This is a genomic window from Streptomyces sp. NPDC004667 (assembly GCF_040609475.1).
Lineage (GTDB): Bacteria > Actinomycetota > Actinomycetes > Streptomycetales > Streptomycetaceae > Streptomyces.
The window spans coordinates 1-18,700 of record NZ_JBEXKC010000114.1; the positions used below are offsets into that span (position 1 = coordinate 1).

Here is an 18,700-nt window from a genome sequence, read left to right on the forward strand (position 1 = left end):
GGGTACCGCCCGTGCCGGGCCGGGGGTCGAAGGTGGCGGCGTACCCGGCCACCGTTCCGTAGCCGGTGGCGCCGCGTTCGCGGGCGGCGGCGGCGTCCTCCAGGATCAGCAGGGCGCCGCCCTCACCGACCACGTGCCCGTCGGCGTCGGCGGAGAAGGGCAGGTAGGCCCGGCGCGGGTCCTCGCGGGTGCTGAGTTCGCCGCCGGCGAGGTGGGCGGCCCAGCCCCAGGGGCAGAGCGAGGAGTCCATGCCGCCGGTGACGAGGAGCCGGGTGCCCTTGCGGAGCTGGCGTCGGGCCTGGGCCACCGCGTCGAGGCCGCCGGCCTGCTCGCTGACCAGGACGCTGTTGGGGCCGCGCAGGCCGTTCCTGATGGAGATCTGGCCGCTGTTGACGGCGTAGAACCAGGCGAAGGACTGGTAGGCGCTGACGTACTGGCTGCCCTTGCTCCACAGCGCCTGGAGCTCGCGCTGGCCGAACTCGTAGCCGCCCGCGGAGCTGGCGGTGATGACGCCCGCCGCGTAGTCGGGCAGGGCGGCCGGGTCCACGCCGGCGTCGGCGAGGGCCTCGTCGGCCGCGGTGAGCGCGAGCCGGGTCACGTGGTCGGTCTGCGGCAGGAGCCGGCCGGGGAGGTGGTCGGCGGCGTCGAAGTCGCGGACCTCGCCCGCCAGCCTGGCCGGGTACCGGTCGGGCTCGAAGCGGGTGAGCGGGCGGATGCCGCTCTCGCCGCGCAGCACCGCGGCCCACCAGGCCTCGGTGCCCAGCCCGTTGGGGGCGGTGACGCCGATACCGGTGACGACGGGCGCGGCCGGCCCGGTCCCGGGACCGGCGGCGGGGGCGGTGGTGGTCCCGGGGGCGGTGGCGGTGTCCGTGGTCATGCGGCATCTCCCAGGCGCGGGCGGGTCAGGATCATGGCGCTCTGGAAGCCGCCGAAGCCGCTGCCGACGCTCAGCACCGTGTCGGTGCGGTGCTCCCGGGCGGTCAGCGGGACGTAGTCCAGGTCGCACAGGGGGTCCGGGGTGCGCAGGTTGGCGGTCGGGGGGACCGTGTGGTGCGCGATGGCCAGGGCGCTGGCGGCCACCTCCAGGGAGCCGATCGCGCCGAGCGAGTGGCCGATCATCGACTTGATGGAGCTGACCGGGACCGTGTGGGCGTGCTCGCCGAGGCTGCGCTTGAAGGCGGCCGTCTCGTGGCGGTCGTTCTGCTTGGTGCCCGAGCCGTGCGCGTTGACGTAGTCGACGGCGGTGGGGTCGAGGCGGGCCTCGTCGAGGGCGACGGTGATCGCCTCGGCCATCTCGACGCCTTCGGAGCGCAGCCCGGTCATGTGGTAGGCGTTGCCGCGGCTGGCGAAACCGGCGATCTCCGCGTAGACGGTCGCGCCGCGCCGGCGGGCGCTCTCCAGCTCCTCCAGGACCAGGACGGCCGAGCCCTCGCCGAGGACGAACCCGTTGCGGGTGGCGTCGAAGGGGCGGGAGGCGCTCTCCGGGTCGTCGTTGTTCGGGGAGGTGGCCTTGATGGCGTCGAAGCAGGCGACGGTGATGGGGGAGACGGGGGCCTCGGTGGCCCCGGTGACCATCACGTCGGCGCTGCCCTCGCGGATCAGCTCGACGGCGTGCCCGATGGAGTCCAGCCCCGAGGTGCAGCCGGTGGAGACGAGGGCGACGGGCCCCTGTGCCGACACCCGCCAGGCCACCTCGGCCGCGAGCGAGCTGGGCACGAAGTAGTCGAACAGGTGCGGGACGGCGAGGGTGTGGTCGACCTGCCAGGTGGATCCGCCCCGGCTGACGGCGTCGTACTCGGTGTCCAGGCCGGTGGTGCAGCCGACGGCGCTGCCCAGGGAGACCCCGGTACGGGCCGGGTCCAGCGCCGAGGTGTCCAGGCCGCTGTCGAGGAGGGCCTCGTCGGCGGCGACGAGGGCGAACTGCGCGGCCCGGTCCAGGCGCGCGGCCTCCTCGGGGGTGAACCCGTGGGCGAGCGGGTCGAAGTCGACCTCGGCCGCGATCCGGGAGCGGTACCCGGTGGCGTCGAAGAGGCTGATGGCGCGGGTGGCGGTGCGCCCGGAGGTGAGCCGGGCCCAGAACTGCCCGGTGCCCACTCCCCCGGGCGCGACGACGCCGATCCCGGTGATGACGACGCGGCGGCTCATGGGGTGTCCTTCACGGTGAGTCCTTCTTCGGTGCGGTGCCGGGCCCGCACCGACGCGCGCAGGGCGTCGGTGACGGTGCGTACGTCGGCGTCGGTCAGACCCGGGTGCAGGGGCAGGCGCACGGTGCGGTCGACCGCCCAGTCGCAGGAGGGGAGCGTGGCCGGCGCCTCCTCGGGGTCCTCGGCCGGGAACCGGTGCAGGGGGGCGTGGTGGGAGGTGGTGTAGATCTCCTCGGCGAGGAGGTCGGCGACGACCCCGGCGCGGATGGCCGGGTCCATCTGCACCCAGTAGAGGCACTCGGTGGACCGGTGGCCCTCGGGCAGCGGCGGCGGCGTGAGCAGCCCCTCGGTCCCTTCGAGCAGCCGGTCGTACCGGCCCGCGATCTCCTTGCGCCGTTCGATCATCTCCGGGAGCCGGCGCAGCTGTACGGAGCCGATGGCGGCGGTCAGGTCGTTGCCGAGGATGCCGCGGCCGTATTCGGGCAGGTCCGGTTCGCCCGGCCCGCCGGGCGGCGTGCCGTGGCCGAAGCCGCTGGCGCGGACCAGGCCGTGGCGGGCGAGGTGGCGGGTGCGGGCGGCCCGCTCGGGGTCCTTGGCGTAGACCATGCCCCCGTCGCCGGTGACCAGGACCCGGCCCGCGTCGAAGCTCCAGACGGCGAGGTCGCCGAAGGTGCCGGCGGGACGGTCGCCGACCCGGGAGGCCAGGGAGCAGGAGCCGTCCTCGATGAGGACGACGCCGAGTTCGCGGCAGCGGGCGGCGATCCGTACGACGTCGCCGGCCCGGCCTCCGTAGTGCAGCAGCAGCACCGCCCGGGTGCGGTCGCCGAGGTGGACCTCGATGTCCTCCAGGGAGGGGTTGAGGCCGCGCCGGTCCACGTCGCAGAAGACCGGCCGGCCGCCGCGCGCGGCGATGGCCTCGGCGGTGGCGGGGACGCCGATCGAGGGCAGGACGACCTCGTCGCCGGGGCGCAGGCCGAGGGTCTCCATGGCCAGGTGCAGTGCGGTGGCGCCCGAGCTGGTGAACACGGTGTGGCCCGTGGGGACGCCCAGGTGGGCGGCGAAGGCCGCCTCGAAGGCCTCGGTGCGTCGTCCGTTGCCCAGCCGCCGGTCCTCGAACACCCCGGCGACCGCGTCGAGTTCCTCAGCTCCGACCTGCGGCTGGAAGAGATTGATCATGGTCGCCTCTCGCGTGCGGTGTCGCGTCGAGCTTGTGGACACCCGCTCGACCGCTGATGGAGAGCCGGTGGTCCGGCGGCCGTGCGCGGGGCGCCCGGGGCGCGGGAGCGGGTCCGGCCGGGGCCGGTGCGCGCCGGGTACCAGGGCCCTTCGAGCCCCCCTCCACCGCCGTACCGGAGTCTCCGCGTGCGCCACCCGTCGATTTCGCCGAGGAGTTCTCATGCCGGACCAGACCAAGCGTGTTGCCGTCGTCACCGGGGCGACCAGCGGGATCGGGCTGGAGGTGGCCCGTACGCTCGCCGCGTCGGGACACCGGGTCTTCATCGGTGCCCGGGACGCGCAGAACGTCGAGCGGACCGTGAAGGAGCTCACCGCCGAGGGCCTGGAGGTGGACGGCGCGAGCGTCGACGTCCGCAGCGGCGAGGGCGTCCGGGCGTGGATCGAGGCGGCCGTGGCCCGTTTCGGCACCCTCGACGTCGTCGTCAACAACGCCGGACGCTCGGGCGGCGGGGTCACCGCCGACCTCGCGGACGAGCTGTGGGACGACGTCATCGAGACCAACCTGACCAGTGTCTTCCGGGTCACCAAGGAGGCCCTGAACACCGGCGGCCTGCGGGCCAAGGACCGCGGCCGCATCATCAACATCGCCTCCACCGCGGGCAAGCAGGGCGTGGTCCTGGGCGCCCCCTACTCGGCGTCCAAGCACGGCGTGGTCGGCTTCACCAAGGCGCTGGGCAACGAGCTGGCCCCGACGGGCATCACCGTCAACGCCGTCTGCCCCGGCTACGTCGAGACCCCGATGGCCGAGCGGGTGCGCCAGGGCTACGCCGCCGCCTACGGCACCTCCGAGGAGGCGGTGCTGGAGAAGTTCCGGGCGAAGATCCCGCTCGGCCGCTACTCGACCCCGCAGGAGGTCGCCGGGCTGGTGGGCTACCTCGCCTCCGACACGGCCGCCTCCATCACCTCGCAGGCCCTCAACGTCTGCGGCGGCCTCGGCAACTTCTGAGCCCCGTCCCCGTACGCCCGCGCGTGCGGCCGGACGCACCCGATCACGAACCCCGATCCCGAGGAGCACGACCATGCCGCAGCCCGGCCCCCGCGAAGTGGAGCACGAGATCACGGTCTCCGCCCCGGCCGCCGCCGTGTACCGCCTGATCGCCGAGGTCCGCAACTGGCCGCGGATCTTCCCCCCGACCATCTACGTGGACCACACCCCGCTCGGCGGGAACGAGGAGCGCATCCGCATCTGGGCCACCGCCAACGGCGAACCCAAGAACTGGACCTCCCGGCGGACCCTGGACCCGGAGCGGCTGACGATCACCTTCCGCCAGGAGGTGCCCGCCCCGCCGGTCGCCGCCATGGGCGGGACGTGGATCATCGAGCCGCTGTCGCCGGCCTCCTCGCGGGTGCGGCTGCTGCACGACTACCGGGCCGTCGACGACGACCCCGAGAGCCTGGCCTGGATCGACCGGGCCGTCGACCGCAACTCCCGCTCCGAGCTGGACGCGCTCAGGACCAACGTCGAGCGCGCCCACGCCACCGAGGACCTGACCTTCTCCTTCGAGGACACCGTGCGCGTCGAAGGCCGCGCCTCGGACCTCTTCGACTTCGTCAACGAGGCGGACCTGTGGCCCGAGCGGCTGCCCCACGTGGCGGTCGTCCGGCTCACCGAGGACACCCCCGGCCTCCAGGAGCTGGAGATGGACACCCGTGCGAAGGACGGCTCGGTGCACACCACCAAGTCCTACCGGGTGACCTTCCCGTACGAGCGGATCGCCTACAAGCAGACGACCCTGCCCGCGCTGATGAGCCTGCACACGGGGTACTGGACCTTCGCCGAGGACGGCGACGGCGGGGTCCTGGCCTCCTCCCAGCACACGGTCACCCTCAACACCGCCAACATCGCGCGGGTGCTGGGCCCCGCCGCGACGGTGGAGGACGCCCGCGCCTACGTGCGCACGGCGCTGAGCACCAACAGCACGGCGACCCTGCACCACGCCCGGGACTTCGCGCAGGCCCGGAACCGACGGTTCGCCGAGCGCCGCGCCGGGGTCTGAGGGGTCCGGGGCCCGGCCCGCGGTCCGGCCCCGGCCGGGTCACCAGCCCAGGCCTCCGTTGACCTCCAGGACGTGGCCGTTGACGTAGGAGGCGCCCGGCCCCGCGAGGTAGACGGCGGCGCCGGCGACCTCCTCGCCCCGGCCCATCCGGCCCACCGAGACCTTGGGCGCGTACCGGCTCCACACCTGCGGGTTCTGCTTCAGCCGCCGGCCCATGCCCTCGTCGATGAACCCGGGCGACAGGCAGTTGACGGTGATGCCCTTGGGGGCCAGCTCCAGCGCGGCCACCTTGCTGAACATCTCCACCGCCGCCTTGGTGGCGCAGTACGGGGCGGCGCCCGGTGTGGGGCGGGAGGCCAGGGCGGAGGACAGGGCGATGATCCGGCCCGCCGGGCTGCGCTCCAGGTGCGGCACCGCCGCCCGGACGCAGTGGAAGAGGCCCCCCAGGTTGGTGTCGACCACTTCGGCCCAGTCTCCGGCCGACAGCCCAGCCAGGGGCCCGGGGCGGCTCACTCCCGCGTTGGCCACCAGGACGTCGATCCCGCCGAACCGCTCGGCGGCGCCGTCCATCAGCGCCCGTACGGACTCCGGGTCGCGTACGTCGGCCCGGTGGAAGACGGCACGGTCCCCGAGGGGCGCCAGGGCCTCCCGCGCGCCCTCCACCCCCCGGGCGGCGACGACGACCCGGGCTCCCTCGGCGACGAACGCCTCGGTGATCCTGAGCCCCAGGCCCTTCGTCCCGCCGGTGACCACGGCCACCCTGCCGTCGAGTTCCACCCGTTGCCCCCGTTCCTTCTCCGACGCCCGTTGCGCGTCCAGCTTCCGCCGGTGCCGTCTCGGGCCACTGGAGGGACGGCGTGGGGGACGGCGTGAGGGCCCGGTCCGGCGGCCGCGGACCCTTCCGACCATCGGTTGACCTCAAGTCGACTTGAGGTCATAGGTTCTGGATCACCGGGCCGCGAGGCCCCCCAGTCACCCGGTGGAAGAGGTACTCCCATGTCCGTCAGCCCGCTCAAGGTAGGCGTCCTGATCGCCAGCGTCCGCACCGGCCGCTTCGCCGACACCGTCTCCCGCTGGTTCCTCTCCGAGGCCGCCGGCCGCGAGGACATGGAGTTCCACGTCATCGACCTGGCCGAACCGGAACTCGTCGAGGAGCTCACGCTCACCCTCGGACCGCCGGCGCCCGGCGTGACCCCCCGCCTCGCCGAACGGGTCGCGGCCCTGGACGCGTTCGTGGTGGTCACCCCGGAGTACAACCACGGCTACCCGGCCTCGCTCAAGCTGGCCCTGGACCACGTCTACGCCGGCTGGCGGGCCAAACCGGTCGGCTTCGTCTCCTACGGCGGGATGGCCGGCGGCCACCGCGCCGTCGAGCAGCTGCGGCAGGTCTTCGCCGAACTGCACGCCGTCACGATGCGCGACACCGTCAGCTTCCACAACGCCTGGGAGAGGTTCGACGAGGAGGGCCGCCCCTACGACGAGGACGGCAGCCGCAAGGCCGCGTCCGTCCTGCTGGACCAGCTCGCCTGGTGGGGCGTCACCCTGCGCGAGGGGCGCACCGCGCGTCCGTACGGGGGCTGAGCGCGGCCCGCGGTCAGACCCCCGAGCGCACCGGGACCGGTGCCGCGGCCTGCGGCGGTACCTGCACGGGGGCCAGCAGTCGCGCCTGGAGCTGCTTGAGCTCCCGCGACGGCTCCAGCCCCAGCTCGTCGGCGAGGAGCCGGCGGACCTTCTGGTAGGCCTGGAGGGCCTCCGCGCGCCGCCCGGCGGCGCCCAGGGTGCCGATGAGCCGGCTGTGGAACCACTCGTTGAGCGGGTAGTCGTTGGTCAGCCGGCGCAGCTCGGGGATGGACTCGCGGTGCCAGCCCAGCTGTTCCTCGCAGGCGATGCGGATCTCGAAGGCCCGGATGCGCAGCTCCTCCAGGTGGACGACGTGGCCGCTCAGCGCGTCGCCGGTCGGAATACCCGACAGGGCCGGCCCGCGCCACAGGTCGAGCGCCTCGCGGACGGTGCCCAGCGCGGTGAGGGGTTCGTCCGCCGCCAGCTCGGCCCGGGCCCGCGAGACGAGCTTCTCGAAGACCCGGATGTCGATCTCGTCGTCGTCCACCTGGATCGAGTAGCCGGGCGGGCTGGTGACGATCAGGCAGCGGCCGGCCGGTGCCAGTTCCTCCTGCGCGAACATCCGGCGGGCGTGGTAGACGTACGTCTGGAGCGTCGTGACGGCGCTGCGCGGAGGCGTCTCGCCCCACAGCTCCTGGATGAGCGCGTCGGCCGTCACGATCTCACCCGGCCGTGTCAGCAGCAGGGCCAGCGTCTGGCAGACCTTGGGGGTACCGGGCCGGTGGGTCCTGCCGTCGTCCGTGACGATCTCGAATGGTCCGATGAGCTGGAAACGCATGGGTGATAACTCCTCGTCAGAAAGACGGCGGCAATTTCCGAACGGTCGTCGACGGAGTCGGCTATGCGGTGATGGGGGGGCGGTCCGCCTGGATTATAAGAAGTCTCTTCCAGTCCTCAGACGCACGTCAACCGGCCGGATGTCAGGGCGCCGTCAACTTGCGTCAGAATTCGGAATGCTTTTCGCAGCTTCCTGCCGCACGCGTCCGGAAACGCAAAAAAACGGCCGCCCCGCCGGATTTCTCCGACGGGGCGGCCGTGTTCGGTGACCGGCTCTCCCTTACTCTCCGAGCAGGTACCGGATGTGCTTGACCAGCTCGCCGATGTCCGGGGTACGGAGCAGGCTGTAGTGGTCGGCGTCGAGGTCGATGACCGTCGGCGGCTCGGCGGAATAGCCGTTGCTGTTCTCGATGAACGAGTAGTCGTCGCCGCGGGCCTTGAAAATGGTCACCGGCGCGTCGAGCGTGCGCTCGGCCAGCTCACGGAACGAGTACTCGAATTCGTAGGTCTGGCCCACGACCGAGATGATCCGCTTCGCCAGGTCGACGTCGATTCCCTTCAGCTCGCTGATGAACCCGGCGAAGGACTCCTCGTCCGTGGCGGATTCCAGGCACCTTTCCAGGTCCGGTCCCGAAATGGTGCCGGTGAACACCGAGAAGAGGATCGTCGTGTAGGCGCGGTTGGCGAAGGACGCCTCCCGGCCGTACACCTTGCCGTTCTCGGCGCGCACGGTCGGCGAGCCCGGGGCGATCAGGAAGAGGTTGTCGACCTTCTCGCCCGCCTGCTCCAGCTGGTAGGCGGTCTCGAAGGCGACGCGGGCCCCGAAGGAGTAGCCCCACAGGGTGTAGGGGCCCTTCGGCTGGAGCTCCTTGATGGCCTCGATGTCGGCCTTGGCCATCTCCGTGATGGTCGCGTACGGGGCCTCGCCCTCGTTGATCCCGTGCGCCTGGATGCCGTAGAACGAGCGACCGAGGCCGATCTCGCCGGCCAGGGTGCGCAGGTTCATCGGGTAGCCGCCCAGGCCCGGCCAGCACAGCACCGGGCGGTCCTTGCCGGTCTCGGCGTGCAGGCGCACCAGCCGGGAGGACTCCTGCGCGACCTCGCGCTCCAGGCGGCGGGAGAGCTTCTCGACCGTCGGGGACTCCAGGACCGACTGCAGCGGCAGGGAGACGCCCAGGCGCGAGTTGAGCTCGCGGATGAGGCCGACGGCGATCAGCGAGTTGCCGCCCGACTCGAAGAAGTCGTCCTGGACCGAAACGCTCTCGCGGCGCAGGGACTTGGCCCAGACCTCCGCGATCTCCTTCTCGGTCTCGGTGCGCGGGGCGACGAAGGGGCGCTCCACGAGCTCGGCGTTGACCTGGTCGGAGACGGCCAGCGCCTTCACGTCGATCTTGCCGTTGGCGGACAGCGGCAGCCGCTCGAACACCACGACCCGGTTCGGGATCATGTAGTCCGGCAGGAAGCTGACGAGGTCGTCACGGATGAGCTCCGCCGGACCGCGCATGTGGACGCTGTCCTCGCGCATGCCCTCGTGGCCGAGCTGCTCGTCGCTGACCCGGCCGCCGACGAAGAAGTACGACGGACCGCTCTCGACGCCGTTCGCCTGCAGGACGGAGTCGATCCGGCGGGAGGCCGGCAGCGGGTTGCCGGTCTTCGAGCTGTAGCCCGAGGACATGAAGCCCAGGCCGAGGCCGTTCATCATCAGGTGCTGGAGCTTCTTGCCGAGGGTGACGTAGTGCATCCACTCCTCGGGGGCGCGGCTGATCACCGAGATGCCGAAGCTGGCGGCCTGGTACACCGACTGGTTGATCGCGATGACCTGCTTCTTGAGGACGATGTCGTCCGAGAAGCGGGTGAGCGCGCCGTCCGCGTAGCGGTACTGGCCCTCGGGGAGGTTCGCGACCTTGCCGCCGTGGGTCTGGACGTAGACCTCGGCGTGGTCCTCGCGCCGGCCCGCGTGCGGGACCAGCTCGAAGGTGCCCAGGTAGAAGTCCTCCTCGGGCACGTCCAGCAGGTCGCGGACGGCCGGCTCCCAGGCCAGGTCGCGGATGTCGAGGCCGTAGGCCGGCAGCACCTGCTCGAAGAGGCCGACGATGTGGCCGGTCTCGATCTCCAGGACCTCCTGGATGTTGTTCTTGTAGACCGGCTCGATGCCGCCGCGCTTGCCGATGAAGTGGATGTGCGCGGTGGGCTTGCCGGTGGCGGCCTTCTCGCCGATCAGGACCAGCTGGTGGCGCTGCGGCTGGTAGTAGTAGTAGCCCGGCTGGAGCCCGCCGACGCCCTCCAGCTCGAAGTACAGCTGCGTCGCGTACAGCGCGCCCGGGGAGGCGTAGCCGTACTTGGGCAGCAGCCGCTCCTCGCTGAGGTACTGGCCGAACCAGCGCAGGATCTGGCCCAGTTCGGCGGGCGCCAGGTCGGCGGCCTTGCGCGAGTAGGCCGCGGGGACCTGTCCGCCGAGGAGCGCCAGCAGGTCGGCCTCGGTGACCGCGCCGCCCTCGTAGAAGCGGTACGTCTTGCGGGCGAAGACCCGGCTGCGCTGCTCGGGGGTCGGCTCGGCGCCCGGCAGGTCGTAGGCGACGCGGGCGGCGAGGTCGGCGTCGTCGCGCAGGCCCGGGTTGGACAGCTGCGCCTTGACCTGGAGCTTGCTCTTCTTCGAGGCGTGGTGGGAGCCGTGGTTGCCCTGGTCCATCAGGGCGGCTTCCTTCTCGCTCAGCTCGACGCAGGCGATGAGGTTCTGGAAGCCGGTGCGGCCGTCGTTCTTGACGATGACGGCGGCGTTGCGCACCCAGTCGTGGTTCTCGATCGCCAGGGATATCTCGTCCAGCTCGACGCGGTAACCGCGCAGCTTGACCTGGTTGTCGGCGCGGCCGGCGAACTGCACGGTGCCGTCCGGGTTCCACTGGCCCAGGTCGCCCGTCTTGTACAGGCGGACGGGCCCGGCGCCCTCGGTGACCTCGATCTCCAGGAAGCGCTCGGCGGTCAGGTCGGGGCGGTGCAGGTAGCCGCGCGCCAGCTGGCCGCCGCCGATGTACAGCTCGCCGATCTCCCCGACGCCGACGGGCTTGAGGTCCTCCTTGCCGAGGATGTGGTACTCGGTGTCGGCCACCGGGGCGCCGATGGAGATGGACTGCGGCGCCTCGTCCAGCTCGGCGGGGTCGACCGCGTACGAGGAGGAGTTGATGGTGCACTCGGTCGGCCCGTAGACGTTGATCAGGGCGCGGCCGGGCATCTCCTGCGTGGTCTGGATCGCCAGCAGGCGCGAGAGGGCCTCGCCGCCGCTGAAGATCTGCTCCAGGGAGGTGCACTCGGGGAACCTCTCGGTGTCGAGCAGGCCCTGGAGCAGGGTGGGGACGCACTGCAGGGTGGTCACGCCGTACTTGACGATGGTCTCGATGAGGCCCTCGGGGTCGGCGTAGACGCCGGGGGCGCCCATGACGACGGTGGTGCCGTTGGCCGGGGAGAGGATCTCCCACTGGGCGGCGTCGAAGCTCATCGGGGTCTTCTGCAGGATGGTCTTGCTGCGGTCGATGGCGTAGGTCTCGCGCAGCCAGCCGAGCTGGCTGACGATGCTGTGGTGCTCGATCATCACGCCCTTCGGCTTGCCCGTGCTGCCGGAGGTGTAGATGACGTACGCGAGGCTGTCGGGGCGGGCGCCCTCGATGGCCGGGGCCGCCTGGCCCTCGGGCAGGACGAACGCCTCGGACTCGCGCAGGGTGACGACCCTGACGTCCTGCGGGGCGAGCTCGCGCAGGCGGGAGACCAGGCGCTGCTGCGCCAGGATGATCTTCGCCTGGCTGTTCTCGATCATGTAGCGCAGCCGGTCCTCGGGGTACTCCGGGGACAGCGGCAGGTAGGCGGCGCCGGCGGACAGGATGCCCCAGGCGCCGACCATCAGGTCGATGGACGGCTCGACGAAGAGGCCGACGCAGTCGTCCGTCGAGACCCCGAGGTGTCTGAGGTACTCGGCGAGGGCGGAGCTTCTGGACGCCAGCTCGCGGTAGGTGAGCTTCTCGTCCCGGTAGGCGACGGCGGTCGCCTCGGGGTGCTCCGCGACCCGCTTCGCCAGCAGGTCGGGCAACGTGGTGGTGCCGCGCAGGGTGGGCTCGAGCACGCTGGTCTCCTGAAGAGTCATTTCCCGCTTCCTTACGTTCCGTCGTGGAGCAACGGGCGCGTGCGAAACGCCCCCGCACCGGGCCCCGGTGTGTCGGTGAGCCCGCGATGCGACACCTCACCCGCGCGGGGGGCGCGTCCGCCCGGAGGCGGACGCCCGGCGCGGGGGGCGTCGGCGGCCGGAGCTGCGTCCGGCCGGGAAAACCGAAGAACGAGGGCGCGAGGCCGGAGCCTCACCACCCGGGATGACCGGAACGGCGCGGTGCGTGCGGCCGCCCTCCCCCAACGGACGGACGGGCCCCCGTCGGCCCGTCCGTCCGGGCGTTCACCGGCTCTGGAGGAGCCGGGTCACTGATCCGTTCTCGAAGACCTCGCGAGAGGCTCCGGCGATGAGCGGGGCGATGGACAGGACGGTGACCTTGTCCAGTCCGAGCGCCCCGGGCACCGGCAGGGTGTCCGTGAAGACGAACTCGCTGACGCGCGAGTTCTTCAGCCGGTCCGCGGCGGGGCCGGAGAGCACCCCGTGCGTGGCCGCCACGATGACGTCCTTCGCCCCCTGGGCGAAGAGGGCGTCGGCCGCGGCGCAGATGGTGCCGCCGGTGTCGATCATGTCGTCGACCAGGACGCAGACGCGGTCGCGCACGTCGCCGACCACCTCGTGGGCCGTGACCTGGTGGGCCACGTCCTTGTCGCGCCGCTTGTGGACGATGGCGAGCGGGGCGCCCAGTCGGTCGCACCAGCCGTCGGCCACGCGCACGCGGCCGGCGTCGGGCGAGACGACGGTGAGGTCCTCGCGGTCCACCTTGGAGCCGATGTAGTCCGCGAGGACCGGCATGGCGAAGAGGTGGTCCACGGGGCCGTCGAAGAACCCCTGGATCTGGTCGGCGTGCAGGTCGACCGTCAGGATCCGGTCCGCGCCGGCGGTCTTGAGCAGGTCCGCCACCAGGCGGGCCGAGATGGGCTCCCGGCCGCTGTGCTTGCGGTCCTGGCGGGCGTACCCGTAGAACGGCAGGATCACGGTGATGCTGCGGGCCGAGGCCCGCTTCAGCGCGTCGATCATGATCAGCTGTTCCATGATCGACTTGTTGATCGGCGCCGTGTGGCTCTGGACCACGAAGCAGTCCGCGCCGCGCACGGAGGCGTGGTAGCGGATGTAGATCTCGCCGTTGGCGAAGTCGATCGCCTTCGTCGGGACCAGGGTCGTGCCCAGCTCGGCGGCGATCGCCTCGGCCAGCTCGGGGTGTGCGCGCCCCGAGAACAGCAGCATCTGCCCGGTCTCGCTCACGCGGCGCCGGCCTCGGCGAGGGTCGGGTAGTCGGTGTAACCGGTGTGGTCGCCGCCGTAGAACTTGCTCTGGTCGGCGTCCGCCAGGGCGGCGCCGGTCCGGATGCGCTCGGTCAGGTCCGGGTTGGCGAGGAACGCCGAGCCGAAGGCGACCGCGCAGGCGACACCGGTCTCCAGCGCCTCGGTGGCGATGTCGGCGTTGACCGGGACGCCGTTCTCCGGGTGCGGGCACAGGATGATCGTGCCGGTCCACTGCGCGCGCAGGGCGGCGATGTGGTCGCGGTTGCCGCCCTCCAGGATGTGCAGGAAGGCCACCGGCGGGAGGGCCGCGACGAGCGCCTCGTAGAGGGCGTGGGTGTCGCCCTCGACGATGTCGTTGTACGGGTTCGACGGCGAGATGCGCACGCCGACGCGGTCGGCGCCGATGCGCTCGGAGACCGCCTCGATCACCTCGATCGCGAAGCGGACGCGGTTCTCGACCGAGCCGCCGTACTGGTCGGTGCGCTGGTTGCTGTTCTCCGCCAGGAACTGGTGGAGCAGGAAGCCGTTGCCCGCGTGGATCTCCACACCGTCGAAGCCGGCCTCGATGGCGAGCTCGGCGGAGTCCGCGTGCTCCTTGACGACCTCGGCGATCTCCTCGACCGTCAGGGCGCGCGGCTCGGGGTAGTCGAGCGGGCCCTCGGGGCCGTAGGCCTGGCCGGCCGCGGCGACGGCGGACGGGGCGACCGACTGGTGGCCGCTCGGGTACAGCGAGGGGTGGCCGATGCGGCCGGCGTGCATGAGCTGCACGACGATCTTGCCGCCGGCGGCGTGCACGGCCTCGGTGACGGGCTTCCAGGACTCGGCCTGCTCCTGCGTGTGCAGACCCGGGCTGTTGCCGAAGCCCTGGCCCACGGCGCTGGGCTGCGCGCCCTCGGTGATGATCAGGCCGGCGCCGGCCCGCTGGCCGTAGTAGGTGGCCATCAGGTCGGTGGCCAGGCCCTCGGCGGTCGCCCGGTTGCGGGACATGGGCGCCATGACCACTCGGTTGCTCAGGGCCAGCTTCCCCAGGGTGACCGGCTCGAACAGCTTCTCGGACATGTGTCTCTCCAGACTGAGGTCAACGCGTGGTGCGGTGGTGGAACGGAAAACGCCTGCGGGCGGTCGGGTCAGCGGCCCGCGAGTTCGGCGAGGTGGCGGGAGTGGGCGACGGCGAGGCGGCCGGCCGCCTCGGCGCAGGAGGCGAGGACGGCCATGTTGGCCTTGGCCGAACGGCCCTCGGTCGCCGCGTCGACGGCGCGCATCAGGTACTTGGTGATGGCCTGGCCCGACACCCCGTCACGGGTGGCCTCGGCGACCGCGGCGCGGATGGCCGTGTCCACCTCGGTGGAGTCGATGGCGTCCTCCTCCCTGACCGGGGTGGTGATCAGGAAGGAGCTGTTGTTGCCGAGGGCCCAGTGGGCCTCGACGGCGCGGGCGATGACCTGCTCGTCGTCCAGGCGGTGGGGCGCCTTGTGGCCGCTCGTACGGCAGTAGAAGGCGGGGAAGTCGTCCGAGCGGTAGGCGACGACGGGGACGCACTGCGTCTCCAGGTACTCCAGGGTCAGACCGAGGTCGAGGATCATCTTCGCGCCCGCGCAGACGACGGCGACCTTGGAGCGGGTGAACTGGATGAGGTCCGAGGACACGTCCCAGGTCTCCTGGGCGCCCCGGTGCACGCCGCCGATGCCGGCGGACGAGAAGAACGGGATCCCCGCGAGCTCGGCCGCGACGACGGAGGTGGCCACGGTGGTGGCGCCGAGGCCGCCCTGTGCCAGTACGACCGGCAGGTCCCGGCTGGACACCTTGGGGATGCCCGGCAGGGAGGCGAAGCGCTCGATGTCGGAGTCGCTCATGCCGACCCGGATCTCACCGGCCTCGATGCAGATCGTCGCGGGCACGGCGCCACCGGCCCGTACGGCGTCCTCCACCTTGCGGGCGGTGGCCGCGTTGTCCGGGTAGGGCAGGCCGTGCGTGATGACGTTGCTCTCCAGGGCGACGACGGCCGCGCCCTCGTGGAGGGCCTCGCGGACCTCCTCGGTGTAGACGACGGGGATGCCGTTGCTTGCGCTCATCGGGGCTCTCTCAACTCTCGTTCCAGTAGCCGGGCGCTTTGATCAGCTCGTCCCGGCGGGCCGCTATCTCGGCGAGGACCTGGCTGTCCCAGTCCTCCGGTGTGACCGGCTCAAGGGAGATCGAGACGGTGTCCTCCCCGGTGGCGAAGGTGCTCGTCACAGCGGCGGTGACCGCTTCGTCGATGGCCCTGAGCTGCTCTTCCGTGAAGTTCCTCGGGTAGTGCCGTACGTGGATGTGGGGCACGGTCTCGGTCCTCTCACGGAGTGGTGCGCGTTCTGGTCTGTTGTGGGGGGGGTGGGCGGCACACCGCGGACGGGGGAGACCGCGGTGTGCCACCACCGCTCCCCGCCCGCGCCCAGGGGGGAAGGGGCCGGCGGCGGGGAGTCTCGGGCGGGAGGCCGTCGGGGCGTTACGCCTCGACGGCTTCCCGCGGGGTCCGGCGGGCCGCCTCGGGCCCGGGCGCGGGCTCCGGCTGCTTGCGGCCCGGCCGCGGCTGGGCCAGGAACACCGCGCCGACGACGACCAGCGCTCCGACGATCTGGAGCGGCGAGAGCGACTGGTCGAGGACGAAGTAGCCGAGCAGGGTGGCCGCCAGGGGGGAGGCGAAGCTCAGGAAGGAGACGGCCAGGGCGGGCAGCCGCTGCACGCCGCGGAACCAGATCGCGTAGGCGAACAGGGCCCCGATGACGCCGAGGTAGAGGAAGCCCCAGACGTTCTTGCCGGTGATCTCGTCGGGCAGGCCCTCGCCGATCAGCGCGATCGGGAGCAGGACCAGACCGCCGACGGTCAGCTGCCAGCCCGTGAAGGGCAGCAGGCCGACGCCCTCGGGGCGTCCCCAGCGCTTGGTCAGCACGATGCCGGAGGCCATGCTGAGCGCGCCCAGCAGACCGGCGATGACACCGGTGGCGTTCAGCCCGGCGTTCGGCTGGAGGACCAGCAGCGCCACACCGGCCGCGCCGAGCGCACAGGCGCCCAGGTGGATCCGCTGGATCTTCTCCTTCAGCAGGACGGCTCCGAGCAGCAGCACGATCATCGGCTGGATGGACATCACCAGCGCGGCGACACCGCCCGGCAGGTGGTAGGCGGCGACGAAGAGCAGGTAGAAGAAGGCACCGATGTTCAGGACGCCCAGGACCAGGGCCCGCCACCACCAGATCCCCTTCGGCAGCGTACGGCCGAAGAGCACCAGGACCAGACCGGCGGGCAGGGCGCGGAGCACGGCCGCCAGCAGGGGGCGTCCCTCGGGCAGCAGTTCCGTGGTGACCAGGTACGTCGAACCCCAGATCGCCGGCGCCAACGCCGTGAGCGCGGAGTCCGCGAGGGTGCGGCTGCTCTTCATCGGGTGGCTCCGGAGTCGGTGGTGCCGAAGAAGCGGTCACCGAAGTCGCCGATGCCCGGGATCATGAACGCGTGCTCGTTGAGGCGTTCCTCGACGGAGGAGGTGACGATCTTGATGGCCGGGTGCTCGCGGTGGACCGCGGCGATGCCCTCGGGGGCGGCGAGGAAGTTGACGAAGACGATGTTCTCCTCGCGGACGCCCGCGTCGAGCAGCACGCCGATGGCGGCGTTGGCGCTGCCGCCGGTGGCGAGCATCGGCTCCAGGAGCAGCACGTGCCGGTCCGCGATGTCGGCCGGCAGGTGCTGGTAGAGCAGGTGCGGAAGCTTCGTGGTCTTGTTCCGCTGGATGAGGATCTTGCCGACGCGGATGTTCGGCACGACCTCGCGCAGCTCGTCCACCATGGAGTCACCGGCCCGGATCACGGGCACGGCGCACAGCTTCGGGACGAACTTGAGCCCTTCGTACGTCTCGCCGACCGGCGTGACGACCTTCTGCTTGTCGAACGGCAGCTGGTCGAGGGCCGATTCGAGCAGGAGGCGGATGATGCGCCGGGAGTAGAACACGAAGTCCGCGCGCGACGCGTCGCGGTCCCGGATGATCGTGTGCATGGCCCGGAGCTGGTTGGTCTGCGGCAGCGGGTGGACGTTGTGGTGGCCGGTCGCCATGAGAACCTGCTTCTCGTCGGTCGGTGGAGACGGGCTGCGGCCGGGCCCGGGGCCCAGGGGCCCCGGGCGGCCGCAACCGCGTGGTGGGGTGCCGGGGTCAGGAGCCCGCGATCTCGGCGAACGCCTTGCGCGACTCGGCCACGAACTTCGCGACCTTGGCGCGGTCCTTGCGGCGGTCGGTGCCCTCCAGGAGGCTGTGGGCGTCGACCGCGGCGGGCTTGACGAAGCGGATCGCGTCGGCGACGTTCTCCGGGCTCAGTCCGCCGGCCATCATCAGGGGCTTGGGCGAACGGCGCACGAGTTCGGCGCTGACGTTCCAGTCGTGGGTGAGGCCGGTGGCGCCCTTGGCACCGGTGGCCGGGTTGAAGGTGTCGGTGATGAACATGTCCACCACGTCCGCGACCTCGTCGACGAGCTTGAGCAGCTCCTCGGCGTTGTCCTCCTTCACGACCAGGCTCTTGAGCACGTAGAGGTCGGGGCGGTTGGCCTTGAGCTTGCGCAGCTGCTCCGGCTCCACGTCGCCGTGGAGCTGGACGGCCTTGACCCCGAGCTGGGTGGTGAACGCGCTGATCTCGTCGGCATCCGTCATGTAGCTGATGAGGACGCCCTCCTGAGGGGCGGTCAGGCCGGCGATGATCTCCGTGGCCGCGGCCTCGGAGATGTCGTCCTTGCCCGACGGCAGGCGGAGCGGGAAGCCGAACCAGTCGACGCCCTCCTCGGCCAGCAGCTTGGCCTCCTCGGCGTCGATGATGCCGGCGACCTGGACCAGGTCCTTCACGTCACTCATGTGTGTTCCTTTTCGGGATGAATCTTATGAATCAAAGCGAGTACAGGCAGAACGAGGTGACGTGCCCCGGTATGACGGATTCGTTACACGTCTCGGGATGCTCACGAAAAGCCTCATTGATGCCGATCCACGGGTCAACGGGCTCTATGTCAGATCCGCGTCAACCTTGTTCAGGTATCGGTCAGGGCGTCGCCACGGGGGCGGTCAGGGCCGCGTCGCCGGCGAGCAGGCGCTCCTCCAGGAAGGCGAGGACCCGCAGGTGGTAGGTGCGGGCGGCCCAGCCGAGACTGATGTTATGGCCGGAATCGGGCTGGCGGACGGCCTCCGCGGCCCGGGGCAGCGGACTCAGGAGTTCCTCCAGAGCCGCGCCGTCGGTCCTCCACCACAGCTCCTGTTCCGCGAAGGTGAAGCGGACCGGAACCCCCACCCGGGCCGCGACCTCGGGATACATGTCCGGCCACCGCATGGTCTCCCGGGCCTCCAGGACCGGCACCGGACGGATCAGTTCCGCGCCCTGCCGGAAGGCGTCCGGCGGGTAGAACCGGAGCGCCCCCCAGTGACGGCGCCACTGACCCCGCAGGTCCGCCGCCCCGGGCAGCTGCCCGATCTCCGCGGCGAAGCGCCGGCCGAGCCCGCACAGGTCCACG

Annotated in this window: 16 protein-coding genes and 1 pseudogene; 3 read left to right on the forward strand and 14 right to left on the reverse strand. The window is 71.7% G+C overall.

Annotated elements, in window-relative coordinates:
- From ABZW32_RS35405 to ABZW32_RS35415, 3 genes are all read right to left on the reverse strand, one after another.
- On the reverse strand, positions 1 to 877 hold an 877-nt coding region (locus ABZW32_RS35405; RefSeq protein ID WP_356224342.1), incomplete at its 3' end, for a beta-ketoacyl synthase N-terminal-like domain-containing protein.
- On the reverse strand, positions 874 to 2,145 hold the full coding sequence (locus ABZW32_RS35410) for a beta-ketoacyl-[acyl-carrier-protein] synthase family protein (RefSeq protein WP_356224343.1): 1,272 nt from the start codon (positions 2,143 to 2,145) through the stop codon (positions 874 to 876). The genes ABZW32_RS35410 and ABZW32_RS35405, both read right to left, overlap by 4 nt.
- Positions 2,142 to 3,320: a DegT/DnrJ/EryC1/StrS family aminotransferase gene (locus ABZW32_RS35415; protein ID WP_356224345.1), complete on the reverse strand. Its 1,179-nt coding sequence runs from the start codon at positions 3,318 to 3,320 to the stop codon at positions 2,142 to 2,144. Before ABZW32_RS35415 ends, ABZW32_RS35410 begins: the two co-directional genes overlap by 4 nt.
- Positions 3,321 to 3,540: 220 nt before the next feature.
- Here ABZW32_RS35415 and fabG point away from each other — a divergent pair, with 220 nt between their 5' ends.
- Both fabG and ABZW32_RS35425 read left to right on the forward strand, forming a co-directional pair.
- The gene (fabG, locus tag ABZW32_RS35420) at positions 3,541 to 4,326 is read left to right on the forward strand and encodes a 3-oxoacyl-ACP reductase FabG (RefSeq protein WP_356224347.1); all 786 of its coding nucleotides are present in this window, start codon (positions 3,541 to 3,543) and stop codon (positions 4,324 to 4,326) included.
- Positions 4,327 to 4,399: 73 nt separating this feature from the next.
- The gene (locus ABZW32_RS35425) at positions 4,400 to 5,377 is read left to right on the forward strand and encodes an aromatase/cyclase (RefSeq protein WP_356224349.1); all 978 of its coding nucleotides are present in this window, start codon (positions 4,400 to 4,402) and stop codon (positions 5,375 to 5,377) included.
- Between the two features lie 39 nt (positions 5,378 to 5,416).
- Here the strand turns inward: ABZW32_RS35425 and ABZW32_RS35430 are convergent, their stop codons facing one another.
- Complete coding sequence (locus tag ABZW32_RS35430; protein WP_356224351.1) at positions 5,417 to 6,154, reverse strand: SDR family NAD(P)-dependent oxidoreductase; 738 nt, start codon at positions 6,152 to 6,154, stop codon at positions 5,417 to 5,419.
- Positions 6,155 to 6,373: 219 nt separating this feature from the next.
- Between ABZW32_RS35430 and ABZW32_RS35435 the strand changes: the two genes are divergently transcribed.
- Positions 6,374 to 6,958, forward strand: a complete 585-nt coding sequence (locus ABZW32_RS35435) for an NAD(P)H-dependent oxidoreductase (protein ID WP_356224353.1) — start codon at positions 6,374 to 6,376, stop codon at positions 6,956 to 6,958.
- A gap of 13 nt (positions 6,959 to 6,971) precedes the next feature.
- Here ABZW32_RS35435 and ABZW32_RS35440 read toward each other — a convergent pair whose 3' ends face one another.
- The 10 genes and pseudogenes from ABZW32_RS35440 to ABZW32_RS35485 form a co-directional block, all read right to left on the reverse strand.
- Positions 6,972 to 7,775 (reverse strand): AfsR/SARP family transcriptional regulator, encoded by an 804-nt coding sequence (locus tag ABZW32_RS35440; protein WP_356224355.1) that lies wholly within the window; start codon positions 7,773 to 7,775, stop codon positions 6,972 to 6,974.
- A gap of 279 nt (positions 7,776 to 8,054) precedes the next feature.
- Entirely contained in the window at positions 8,055 to 11,906 is a 3,852-nt protein-coding gene (locus tag ABZW32_RS35445; protein ID WP_356224357.1) for an amino acid adenylation domain-containing protein, read from the reverse strand.
- 303 nt (positions 11,907 to 12,209) lie between these two features.
- Positions 12,210 to 13,151 (reverse strand): ribose-phosphate diphosphokinase, encoded by a 942-nt coding sequence (locus ABZW32_RS35450; protein ID WP_030237951.1) that lies wholly within the window; start codon positions 13,149 to 13,151, stop codon positions 12,210 to 12,212.
- A gap of 14 nt (positions 13,152 to 13,165) precedes the next feature.
- Positions 13,166 to 14,248: an alkene reductase gene (locus ABZW32_RS35455; RefSeq protein ID WP_356224359.1), complete on the reverse strand. Its 1,083-nt coding sequence runs from the start codon at positions 14,246 to 14,248 to the stop codon at positions 13,166 to 13,168.
- Positions 14,249 to 14,316: 68 nt separating this feature from the next.
- A complete protein-coding gene (locus ABZW32_RS35460; protein ID WP_030237956.1) occupies positions 14,317 to 15,261 on the reverse strand; it encodes a pseudouridine-5'-phosphate glycosidase in 945 nt (314 codons plus the stop codon).
- Between the two features lie 10 nt (positions 15,262 to 15,271).
- Entirely contained in the window at positions 15,272 to 15,505 is a 234-nt protein-coding gene (locus ABZW32_RS35465; RefSeq protein ID WP_030237957.1) for a tautomerase family protein, read from the reverse strand.
- Between the two features lie 166 nt (positions 15,506 to 15,671).
- Entirely contained in the window at positions 15,672 to 16,601 is a 930-nt protein-coding gene (locus ABZW32_RS35470; protein ID WP_356224362.1) for an EamA family transporter, read from the reverse strand.
- Positions 16,598 to 17,266, reverse strand: coding sequence for a uracil phosphoribosyltransferase (upp, locus tag ABZW32_RS35475; RefSeq protein ID WP_356224363.1), 669 nt, complete (start codon positions 17,264 to 17,266; stop codon positions 16,598 to 16,600). Before upp ends, ABZW32_RS35470 begins: the two co-directional genes overlap by 4 nt.
- A 97-nt stretch (positions 17,267 to 17,363) precedes the next feature.
- A complete protein-coding gene (locus ABZW32_RS35480; RefSeq protein WP_356224365.1) occupies positions 17,364 to 18,053 on the reverse strand; it encodes a phosphoribosylanthranilate isomerase in 690 nt (229 codons plus the stop codon).
- Positions 18,054 to 18,234: 181 nt separating this feature from the next.
- Positions 18,235 to 18,700 (reverse strand): annotated as a pseudogene (locus tag ABZW32_RS35485) (alpha/beta hydrolase); the annotation flags it as partial.

Excerpts from the sequence above, each read along its gene's own strand:
- ABZW32_RS35480 (WP_356224365.1), bottom strand. The coding sequence starts at position 18,053 with ATGAGTGACGTGAAGGACCTGGTCCAGGTCGCCGGCATCATCGACGCC.
- ABZW32_RS35415 (WP_356224345.1), bottom strand. The coding sequence starts at position 3,320 with ATGATCAATCTCTTCCAGCCGCAGGTCGGAGCTGAGGAACTCGACGCG.
- ABZW32_RS35445 (WP_356224357.1), bottom strand. The coding sequence starts at position 11,906 with ATGACTCTTCAGGAGACCAGCGTGCTCGAGCCCACCCTGCGCGGCACC.
- ABZW32_RS35470 (WP_356224362.1), bottom strand. The coding sequence starts at position 16,601 with ATGAAGAGCAGCCGCACCCTCGCGGACTCCGCGCTCACGGCGTTGGCG.
- fabG (WP_356224347.1), top strand. The coding sequence starts at position 3,541 with ATGCCGGACCAGACCAAGCGTGTTGCCGTCGTCACCGGGGCGACCAGC.
- ABZW32_RS35425 (WP_356224349.1), top strand. The coding sequence starts at position 4,400 with ATGCCGCAGCCCGGCCCCCGCGAAGTGGAGCACGAGATCACGGTCTCC.
- ABZW32_RS35410 (WP_356224343.1), bottom strand. The coding sequence starts at position 2,145 with ATGAGCCGCCGCGTCGTCATCACCGGGATCGGCGTCGTCGCGCCCGGG.
- ABZW32_RS35450 (WP_030237951.1), bottom strand. The coding sequence starts at position 13,151 with ATGCTGCTGTTCTCGGGGCGCGCACACCCCGAGCTGGCCGAGGCGATC.
- ABZW32_RS35455 (WP_356224359.1), bottom strand. The coding sequence starts at position 14,248 with ATGTCCGAGAAGCTGTTCGAGCCGGTCACCCTGGGGAAGCTGGCCCTG.
- upp (WP_356224363.1), bottom strand. The coding sequence starts at position 17,266 with ATGGCGACCGGCCACCACAACGTCCACCCGCTGCCGCAGACCAACCAG.
- ABZW32_RS35460 (WP_030237956.1), bottom strand. The coding sequence starts at position 15,261 with ATGAGCGCAAGCAACGGCATCCCCGTCGTCTACACCGAGGAGGTCCGC.
- ABZW32_RS35440 (WP_356224355.1), bottom strand. The coding sequence starts at position 7,775 with ATGCGTTTCCAGCTCATCGGACCATTCGAGATCGTCACGGACGACGGC.
- ABZW32_RS35435 (WP_356224353.1), top strand. The coding sequence starts at position 6,374 with ATGTCCGTCAGCCCGCTCAAGGTAGGCGTCCTGATCGCCAGCGTCCGC.